Source organism: Yoonia sp., assembly GCF_046498525.1.
GTDB lineage: Bacteria > Pseudomonadota > Alphaproteobacteria > Rhodobacterales > Rhodobacteraceae > Yoonia.
In genome coordinates, this window is the sequence record NZ_JAWOAN010000295.1 from 1 (window position 1) to 9,093 (window position 9,093).

Here is a 9,093-nt window from a genome sequence, read left to right on the forward strand (position 1 = left end):
GATCTGGCACTGCGGCTTTGGCGCGACATCATCGAAACAGGTGATCCGAATAATTTCCACATCGCCAGCGCACGTGCGCAGGTCAGCGACGCGGCCTTCCGCGCAGGGGTCGAATATGCAGTGCCAGAGGCGCGCGGGCCATCGTTTGACCAAATGGATGCGGCCTCGGATATGACGCCAGAGGAACGGCAGGAGATGATCGGCGGCATGGTATCTGGTCTGGCCAGCAGGTTGGCGACCGAGGGCGGGCCGGCGCAGGACTGGGCGCGCCTGATCCGCGCCTATGGTGTGTTGGGCAACCAAGAGGCCGCGCGCACGGTCTGGACCGAAGCACAGCAAGTCTTTGTCAGCAGTATGCGCGGCATGGAAATCCTGACCAACGCGGCGCGCGACGCGGGCGTGCTTAACGAATGATCTGCGACACACCCGAGGCATTTATCGCGGAAATTCCAGCCATGGGCGCAATTGCGGGGCTTGACCTTGGCACGGTCACGATCGGTGTCGCTGTGTCAGATGTGATGCGGTCTGTGGCGACGCCGCTTGAGACCATCAAGCGCAAGAAGTTCGGTGTCGATGCCGCCAAGCTGCTGGAGCTGACAACGCACCGCATGATCACGGGCATCGTTTTGGGCCTGCCGATGAACATGGACGGATCAGAGGGGCCGCGCTGTCAGGCCACCCGCGCCTTTGCCCGCAATCTCGAAAAGCTGACACCGCTGCCCATCGCCTTCTGGGATGAACGGTTGTCCACCGTTGCCGCCGAACGCGCCCTGCTAGAGGCGGATACGTCACGCAAACGTCGCGCAGAGGTGATCGACCATGTCGCCGCGGCCTATATTCTGCAAGGAATGCTGGACCGCATGGCGCATCTAAGGAATCATCCGTGACCAAACCCGAAAATACCGATCACATCTGGGCCCGCGCCGAGATCGAAAGCCCCTGCATCAAGATTTGCGTGATCGAACCCAACAGCCGCCTTTGCACAGGCTGCCTGCGGTCGATCGACGAAATCGGGGCATGGTCCAAGATGACGGCGCAAGCGCGCTCTGCGGTGATGGCGGAACTGCCTTCGCGTGCGGGCCAGATCACGAAGCGGCGCGGCGGACGGGGTGCACGTTTGAAGTAGCTTGATGTCTTTCGGGGCAGAACGAAGATGAACTATCGTTCGACTTCTTCCATCTTGTCATCTGTCTGCCAGTCGATTGACGCGACAGACAAGGCTTTGATGAGGTGACGGTGACTTTTCTGGCGGGATACAGGCGAGCGTGACGACCGGCGTCTGGATGCTCGGATCTTGCGGCACGGATGTTTCGCGTTTTCTTGCTGCCGCAGGCCGTCGCGATGGCCCATCCACCACCATCACAACGGCCAGCAGCACAACGAGTAACAATTCAAACATTTACTTAACTCGAACTCATTATAAAAGTCCGCGGCGTTTGAGCATTAATGGTTACAAACAATTATGCCTATATTCGCCGCTGAACCAACACTCGCAACGACTGGTAAACAGAAACACTCGCTAACAAGATCAGCCTTTTACGGAGTACTTACTACCTTCACTCGTTACTTGACGGACACAAACACGCGCGCCCGACGGCTGCTTCTTGCCGCAAGTCCGGCTGTGCAACAATTCACTAAATTTCTAACGTGATGGGTATATTTTTCATACCTCATTGTATGATTTTTTATACATCCGATCTTGCAGACGTGTAATCTGGCGGCCAGAACTGATCGCGCACCGCGGCACCTTGGCCGCACTGATCAGTGGCTTGGAAAAACAAAGCACCGGTCGCGCCGGATCATCAGCCACAACGGCATTCCCGGCTTGGGCAGGAATACGGACGGCACGATAGCTTTCAGGACGGACCCGTCGAAATCCATCCGGAACTCCACCAGACTCGAGGCACCCATGAAGCGCGCGCGTTCCACCACGCCACGCGCGGCAGTGCCGTCTTCTGCGGTGGGGTTGGGACCACGACCGCCGCGATCAAAGTCGATCTTGATGTGCTGCGGGCGAATGACGATATCGACATCTGTTCCATCAGGCACCCCCGGCGCAAGGAACTGTCCGAAGGGCGTATCAGTCAGAGCCCCCTGAACCTTACCATGCAAAACATTGATATCACTGAAAAATGCAGCCGCAGCCATATCTCGGGGCGCATTGTAGATATTATAGGGCGCGCCACGCTGCACGATCTTGCCATCGCGCATCAGAGCGATTTCATCAGCCATGCGCATCGCCTCTCCCGGCTCGTGAGTGACAAGCAGCACGGCGGTGCCCTCGCTTTTGAGAACTTCCAGCGTTTCATCGCGGATGTCATCGCGCAGGCGGTCATCGAGGCCGGAGAACGGCTCGTCCATCAGCATGATCTGTGGGCGGGGCGCCAGGGCACGCGCCAGCGCCACGCGTTGCTGTTCACCGCCGGACAATTGATAGGGGTAATCACTGATATGGGAAGACATCCCCACCTTGCCCAGCAGCTCGTGTACGCGGTCCGTAATCTTGCGCCCCGTAAGTCCGAAAGCCACGTTCTGCGCCACGGTCAGATGCGGAAAAAGGGCGAAGTCCTGAAACATCAGCCCGATATTGCGCTGTTCGGGCGGCAGCGACAGATCGGCGTCAGAGACCAGTTTGCCATCGACATAGATTTCACCGCCGTCTTGATCTTCAACACCCGCGATGATGCGCAGCGTCGTCGATTTGCCGCAGCCGGACGGCCCAAGCAGGCAGGTCACCTGCCCGGGCATGACGGTCAGGTTGACATGGTCCACCACCCGGCGGCCACCGTAGTTCTTGACGATGTTCTTGATCTCAAGGCGGGGGGGTTGCATGGGCGCCGGCTTATCCCTGACGAAAACTATTGGGTACAGCGCACCTAACAACAGTTGCACTGCGGGGCAAGGTCTGGGCCTTTGCCCCGCAGCGCTTTCTAGAGCGCGTGATCAGATGGTTGCATTGATCGCGCCGCCATCCAGCACAATATTCTGACCGACGATAAAGCCTGCGTGCTGCGAACACAGAAATGCACACATGGCGCCGAATTCTTCCTTGGTGCCATAGCGACGTGCGGGGATCGTGGCCTTGCGCTGTGCCGTGGCCTCCTCGACGGTGATTCCTTGTGCTTTCGACACGCCAGCATCAAGGCTATCGGCACGGTCCGTGGCATGGATGCCCGGCAGCATGTTATTCACGGTCACACCGAACTGGGCCACCTGCCGCGAGGTCCCTGCGGCATATCCCGTCAGACCCGCACGCGCGGAATTGGACAGGCCCAATTGCGGAATTGGTGCCTTGACCGAGCCGGAGGTGATGTTCACGACACGCCCCCAGCCCTTGTCGATCATGCCGGGCATCAATGCTTTCATCAGCGCGATCGGAGCCAGCATATTTGCGTCCAGCGCCGCGATGAAATCATCGCGCTCCCAGTCGGACCACAACCCCGGAGGCGGGCCACCAGCGTTATTGACAAGGATATCCACATCACTTGCAGCCTCAAGAAGTGCCGCCTGCCCCTCGGGGGTCGAAACATCGGCAGGCACGGCCACAACATCGACGCCGTACTTGCTCCTGATGTCGGAGGCAGTCGCCGCGAGCGCCTCTGCGCCACGGGCGTTCAGAACCAGATTTACGCCTGCTGCGGCCAAGGCTTCGGCACAGCCGCGCCCAAGCCCCTTTGACGATGCACACACAAGCGCACGTTTTCCTTTGATCCCCAGATCCATGATGATGTCCTTTATGTTTCTTCGTTGCGTTGCATCTAGCACCACACCGTGCATTCGGCAAACATTTGAAATGTACGCCGTGTTCCTGCTTGGCCTTACCCCTGCTCCGGTGTAATCCCTTTTGCCATGCCCAGACGCCCGATCACTGTTGATGTCTTTCGCGCAGCCCAAGTCATCGTTTGCGGTGGCGTCATGAAGGGAGAGCCGTTGTCCTTTGCCGATGAACTGGTGATGGACGATGTTTTTCAAATCGCAGCCAAGGCATCGACAACAGCCTTGGAACTGGTCGCGGATGCGGCAGGACTGCGTCTCAGCCGCAATACCGTGCATCTGGACAGCTGCCTGACAATGATGGCCCCCGATGGCAGCACCCACGAGGCGCTGATCCTAGTCGAAATCGAGCAGGACTGTGCCGCAGAGGTGTTCCTGCTGCCCTTGGGTGAACTACTGCCGTCGGTCGACTACCGGCTTGTCGGGATCGAACGCCACACGGCAACCCGCCGTTTTGCCGAGGCCGCGAGCGGTTCTTTCGCGCGGGGGACGCGGATTACGCTGGGTGACGGACGGATGATCCCGATCGAGCATTTGGGCGCAGGCGACATGGTTCTGACACGGGATGCCGGCAGGCAACCGGTGCGTCATATCGGGTTGGCGACATTGCGCGCAACCGGGCGGTTTGCCCCTGTCGTGATCACCAAAGGTGCGCTGCACAACGATCGTGATCTTGTCGTGCGCCCCGACCACCGCCTGTTTATCTATCAGCGTCAGGACCATCTGGGCGCTGGCCGCGCCGAGGTTCTGATCAAGGCGCGGCATCTGGTGGATCATAGCACGGTCTTGCGCCGCCGTGGCGGGTTCGTGGATTATTATCAGCTTATCTTTGACGACCATCACATCATTTATGCCGAAGGAATTGCCGCAGAATCGCATTTGATTGCGCCACATACACGCCACGCTTTGCCTGCCGGTGTATCCTCGCCGAATCATGCGCATCGCCCGCATCTGGATTATGAAGTGGCAACAAGCCTGATACCGGCGGCAAAGGCGGCATCCTTGTTGCGCAAAGCCTCTGCCAGCTAGGCGGCGCGGCGTCATGGCGCGGGAACCTGCTCGAAGGTGACAACCACCGTTGCGGTGCGCGGCATGCCATTTTGCACGACAGCAGCCTCGAGATCGGCTGCGGACAAGGCGACGGTCGGGTTACCGCGGAAAACCCCGTTCATCGCACCCGAAAAAACAAGCGTCTGGTCACCGGCACTGAGGGTCCCGTCGTAGCTTAGCGGCATGTTCTGTGTCGTGGCGGTGCCTTGCATGGTGATCGCGCCGGTGTAATCCACAATCTTCCCGTCGGTGGTGGCCCCAAAGGTATTTTCGATCACGCCGGACGCATTGCTGTTGCCAAAATCAACCTGCATTTGCGCGTCACCCAAAAGGGCAAGCGGTTGCCCGCCCGTTTCGATCCGGATTGCGCCATGACCGGCAAAGGTCATGACCCCGCCCGCAGGCATGTTTTCATCTGCCGTGGCCGCCATGCCCATCACCCCGGCACCGTCATCACCCAGAACCCGTAGTTTCTGCGCCTCGTAAAGGTCAAGGCGGGCCAGACGCGGATCAATCCCACCGCCGCCACCGCCCCCGCCGCCACATGCAGCAAGCCAAAACAGCAGACCCAAACCTGTTGCAGCGTGTTTCATTCCAGTCCCCCGCCCCCAACCTAAGCGACAATTTCCAAATCTTCGGTTAAGCGCGCCGCAATGATTGCCCTTTCCCGGTCAACCGCATAAAGCGTGAAGCATGACAAATCGCCCTGCCCTTCCCCCTGAAATCGCCCGCCGCCGGACCTTTGCGATCATTTCGCACCCTGACGCGGGCAAGACGACGCTGACCGAAAAATTCCTGCTTTATGGCGGCGCGATCCAGATGGCCGGACAGGTGCGCGCCAAAGGCGAGGCACGGCGCACGCGGTCGGACTTTATGCAGATGGAAAAGGATCGGGGCATTTCGGTTTCGGCCTCGGCGATGTCGTTCGACTTTGAAAAGTACCGTTTCAATCTGGTCGACACCCCCGGCCACTCGGATTTTTCCGAAGACACCTATCGCACGTTGACGGCCGTGGATGCCGCCGTGATGGTGATTGACGGAGCCAAGGGTGTAGAAAGCCAGACGCAGAAATTGTTCGAAGTCTGCCGCCTGCGTGACCTACCTATCTTGACATTTTGCAACAAAATGGACCGCGAAAGCCGCGATACCTTCGAAATAATTGACGAAATTCAAGAAAGCCTTGCTATTGACGTAACGCCGGCCTCATGGCCCATCGGGGTCGGTCGCGAGTTCATCGGCTGCTATGATATCCTGCGCGACAAGCTGGAACTGATGGACCGTGCGGACCGCAACAAGGTGGCGGAAAGCATCCAGATCAGCGGGCTTGACGACCCCAAGCTGGCCGAACATGTGCCCGCGCATCTGCTGGGGAAATTCCTCGAAGACATCGAGATGGCGAAAGAATTGCTGCCGCCGCTGGACCCCGAGGCGCTGCTCAATGGGTCCATGACGCCGATCTGGTTCGGGTCCGCGATGAATTCGTTCGGGGTCAAGGAGTTGATGGACGGGCTGGCCACTTATGGCCCAGAGCCACAGGTGCAAACCGCCCAGCCCCGCAACATCGCGCCGGAAGAAAAACAGGTTACCGGTTTCGTGTTCAAGGTGCAGGCCAACATGGACCCCAAGCACCGCGACCGCGTCGCGTTCCTGCGCCTTGCCTCGGGTCATTTCATGCGCGGCATGAAGCTGACCCATGTGCGCAGCAAGAAACAGATGGCCGTCACGAATCCCGTCCTGTTTCTGGCCGCCGACCGCGAACTGGCCGAAGAGGCGTGGGCAGGCGATATCATCGGCATTCCCAACCACGGGCAATTGCGCATCGGCGACACCCTGACCGAAGGCGAGGCGCTGCGCGTCACCGGTATTCCGTCGTTCGCGCCGGAACTGCTGCAAACCTGCCGCGCGGGTGATCCGATGAAGGCCAAGCATCTGGAAAAGGCCCTGATGCAATTTGCCGAAGAAGGTGCCGCCAAAGTGTTCAAACCGACCTTCGGGTCGGGTTTTATCGTTGGCGTAGTGGGGGCGCTGCAATTCGAGGTCCTCGCCAGCCGGATCGAAATGGAATACGGGCTACCTGTGCGGTTCGAGCCGTCACAATTTACCTCGGCCCGCTGGGTATCGGGGGATCAGACCGCTGTAGACAAGTTCGTGGCCGCCAACAAACAGCACATCGCGACCGACAATGATGGCGACACAGTCTATCTGACACGTCTGCAATGGGACATTGACCGTGTTGACCGCGATTATCCAGATATCACGCTGACGGCCACAAAAGAGATGATGGTGTAGGCTAACGGTTTCTTAACCAAGTTGGCCCAAGCCAGCGGCATGCGTGCCTTTATGATCATTGCCGTCTTTTTGCTGACTGCCTGCACCCTGCAGCCCAAGGTCACACAGCGGGTTGACCTCTGGGCCGGATTTGCTGAACTCATCACGGCAGAGCATGAAATCCTGCGTGATCGCACCGCTATCATGACGGCGCGTGGCATCATGATCGCAAAGAACGGGCAGCGGCGTTTCGGTGTTCTGACCAGCCTGCGCAGACTGGGCCGCAACGGGCCGATCATCATGCACATGTCATCAGGCGACACACGGCTGGATTATCGGCGTCATGACCGGCTTTTGACGCAGTGCGCCGACAGGTGCCGCCGCACCGAAACCGGCGTGATCATCATGACAGAAAAGGCATTCAGGATCGCCAGCCAGACCGGCCTGCCGCTGCGGGTGCAGGGGCGGCGCGGGCGATACGAAACGCACGTTCCTGCGGCCCTGTTTCAACAGACGCTGTCCGCCTTGTCATCCGGCGGGCTTGCAAGCGCGGAGTGACACCTTGATAGTGTTGGAAAATATCGCAAAGGCAGCGGCACTTTGAGCAAGACCAGACAGACTTTTCCCGGCGGCATCGCATCGTTGCTGCCGCAATACCAAAAGCGCCGCGCGCTGCTGACGGGCGACGACCTGCCGCCACTGGACGTGGATTTCAAGGCGCTTGCCGCCATGCCCCTGCCCGCACAGGAATTGCCCCGCCCGGAGGGGCTGACCCGCGTGCAAAAGAAACGCCATATGCTGCTGGGCGAACTGGCAGGCCATAGCGAACTGGCGCTGCTGCACGGACTTTTGATCTCGCATTTGCGCAAACACAGCTACCCTGCAAACGCACCGGCGCTGTTCGTTCGGTTATGGGCCGAAGAAGAAACATGGCTGCTCAAGACATTACCCACCCGCTGGCTGATCTCTGCTGTCATCACCTTTGCCGAACACGGGACAACAGAGGCCGACCGCAACTTGGCGGCACGTATGGACATGCTGTTTTCGCTTATGAAAATTTATGAGGCTGAGCGCTGCTTCTCTGGAAAATCCGCCCAACAGCCTTTCCGCACCCAGGATCGCGACACATCCCCCCTGCCCATGGGCATGAAGGATTTTTCGGTTCTGAAAGGCGATCTGGAGGCACATCTGCTGGCCCCGCTCTGGCGCGATGCGCAAACCGCACCGCATATCGGCAAACTCACACGGCATCTGCTGACCGCGCTGGACCATGACGATGGAACCGTCTTTCGGCGCTTTGCCATTATGCGTGAAAAAGCGACCAAATTGCGCTCAACTTGACGCCTGAACGCTTATCCGGTATCGCCACTACAGGCCTTTATGGGCCAACGCCGCAGGACGCCCGGAACAATGCGTCCTTTCACAAAAATGTGGACCGATCCACATGCATAGGACGTATATGACCAAGTTTTCTGATTTGAACCTTGCCCCCAAGGTTCTCAAGGCCGTCACCGAGACCGGCTATGACACCCCCACACCGATTCAGGCAGGCGCTATCGCCCCTGCCCTCGAAGGCCGCGATGTCTTGGGCATTGCCCAGACAGGCACCGGCAAAACCGCCGCCTTTACGCTGCCGATGATCACGCTTTTGGGCCGTGGCCGTGCGCGGGCGCGGATGCCCCGCAGCCTTGTGCTGGCGCCGACGCGTGAACTGGCCGCACAGGTGGCCGAAAATTTCGACACCTACGCCAAGTACACAAAGCTGTCCCGCGCCTTGCTGATCGGTGGCACCAGCTTCAAGGATCAAGACAAGATCATCGACAAAGGCGTCGATGTGCTGATCGCCACACCGGGCCGTTTGCTCGACCATCTGGAGCGCGGCAAGCTGATTCTGACTGATGTGAAGATCATGGTGGTGGACGAGGCCGACCGGATGCTCGACATGGGGTTCATCCCCGATATCGAGGAAATCTTCAAACGCACGCCGTTTACGCGCCAGAC

The 9,093-nt window shown here is 59.1% G+C and carries 10 protein-coding genes and 1 pseudogene; 8 read left to right on the forward strand and 3 right to left on the reverse strand.

Going from position 1 to position 9,093, the window contains the following annotated elements:
* The 3 genes and pseudogenes from R6T97_RS17310 to R6T97_RS17320 all read left to right on the forward strand — a co-directional run.
* Nucleotides 1-414: pseudogene (locus R6T97_RS17310) on the forward strand (c-type cytochrome biogenesis protein CcmI); the annotation flags it as partial.
* Nucleotides 411-887: a Holliday junction resolvase RuvX gene (ruvX, locus tag R6T97_RS17315; protein WP_410350529.1), complete on the forward strand. Its 477-nt coding sequence runs from the start codon at nucleotides 411-413 to the stop codon at nucleotides 885-887. The pseudogene R6T97_RS17310 and the gene ruvX, both read left to right, overlap by 4 nt.
* Nucleotides 884-1,126, forward strand: coding sequence for a DUF1289 domain-containing protein (locus R6T97_RS17320; protein ID WP_410350530.1), 243 nt, complete (start codon nucleotides 884-886; stop codon nucleotides 1,124-1,126). Before ruvX ends, R6T97_RS17320 begins: the two co-directional genes overlap by 4 nt.
* A 635-nt stretch (nucleotides 1,127-1,761) precedes the next feature.
* Here the strand turns inward: R6T97_RS17320 and R6T97_RS17325 are convergent.
* Together R6T97_RS17325 and R6T97_RS17330 are read right to left on the reverse strand one after the other, a co-directional pair.
* Entirely contained in the window at nucleotides 1,762-2,832 is a 1,071-nt protein-coding gene (locus R6T97_RS17325; RefSeq protein WP_410350531.1) for an ABC transporter ATP-binding protein, read from the reverse strand.
* Nucleotides 2,833-2,943: 111 nt separating this feature from the next.
* Nucleotides 2,944-3,723: an SDR family oxidoreductase gene (locus R6T97_RS17330; protein ID WP_410350532.1), complete on the reverse strand. Its 780-nt coding sequence runs from the start codon at nucleotides 3,721-3,723 to the stop codon at nucleotides 2,944-2,946.
* A gap of 126 nt (nucleotides 3,724-3,849) precedes the next feature.
* Between R6T97_RS17330 and R6T97_RS17335 the strand changes: the two genes are divergently transcribed.
* Nucleotides 3,850-4,803: a Hint domain-containing protein gene (locus R6T97_RS17335; RefSeq protein WP_410350533.1), complete on the forward strand. Its 954-nt coding sequence runs from the start codon at nucleotides 3,850-3,852 to the stop codon at nucleotides 4,801-4,803.
* A gap of 11 nt (nucleotides 4,804-4,814) precedes the next feature.
* Here the strand turns inward: R6T97_RS17335 and R6T97_RS17340 are convergent, their stop codons facing one another.
* Nucleotides 4,815-5,417, reverse strand: a complete 603-nt coding sequence (locus R6T97_RS17340) for a hypothetical protein (RefSeq protein WP_410350534.1) — start codon at nucleotides 5,415-5,417, stop codon at nucleotides 4,815-4,817.
* A 100-nt stretch (nucleotides 5,418-5,517) separates the two neighbouring features.
* On the opposite strand from R6T97_RS17340, the gene R6T97_RS17345 reads away from it, so the two are divergent.
* From R6T97_RS17345 to R6T97_RS17360, 4 genes are all read left to right on the forward strand, one after another.
* Nucleotides 5,518-7,113 (forward strand): peptide chain release factor 3, encoded by a 1,596-nt coding sequence (locus tag R6T97_RS17345; protein WP_410350535.1) that lies wholly within the window; start codon nucleotides 5,518-5,520, stop codon nucleotides 7,111-7,113.
* Nucleotides 7,114-7,152: 39 nt separating this feature from the next.
* The gene (locus R6T97_RS17350) at nucleotides 7,153-7,650 is read left to right on the forward strand and encodes a hypothetical protein (RefSeq protein WP_410350536.1); all 498 of its coding nucleotides are present in this window, start codon (nucleotides 7,153-7,155) and stop codon (nucleotides 7,648-7,650) included.
* Nucleotides 7,651-7,692: 42 nt separating this feature from the next.
* Complete coding sequence (locus R6T97_RS17355) at nucleotides 7,693-8,433, forward strand: hypothetical protein (protein WP_410350537.1); 741 nt, start codon at nucleotides 7,693-7,695, stop codon at nucleotides 8,431-8,433.
* Between the two features lie 118 nt (nucleotides 8,434-8,551).
* On the forward strand, nucleotides 8,552-9,093 hold a 542-nt coding region (locus R6T97_RS17360; RefSeq protein WP_410350538.1), incomplete at its 3' end, for a DEAD/DEAH box helicase.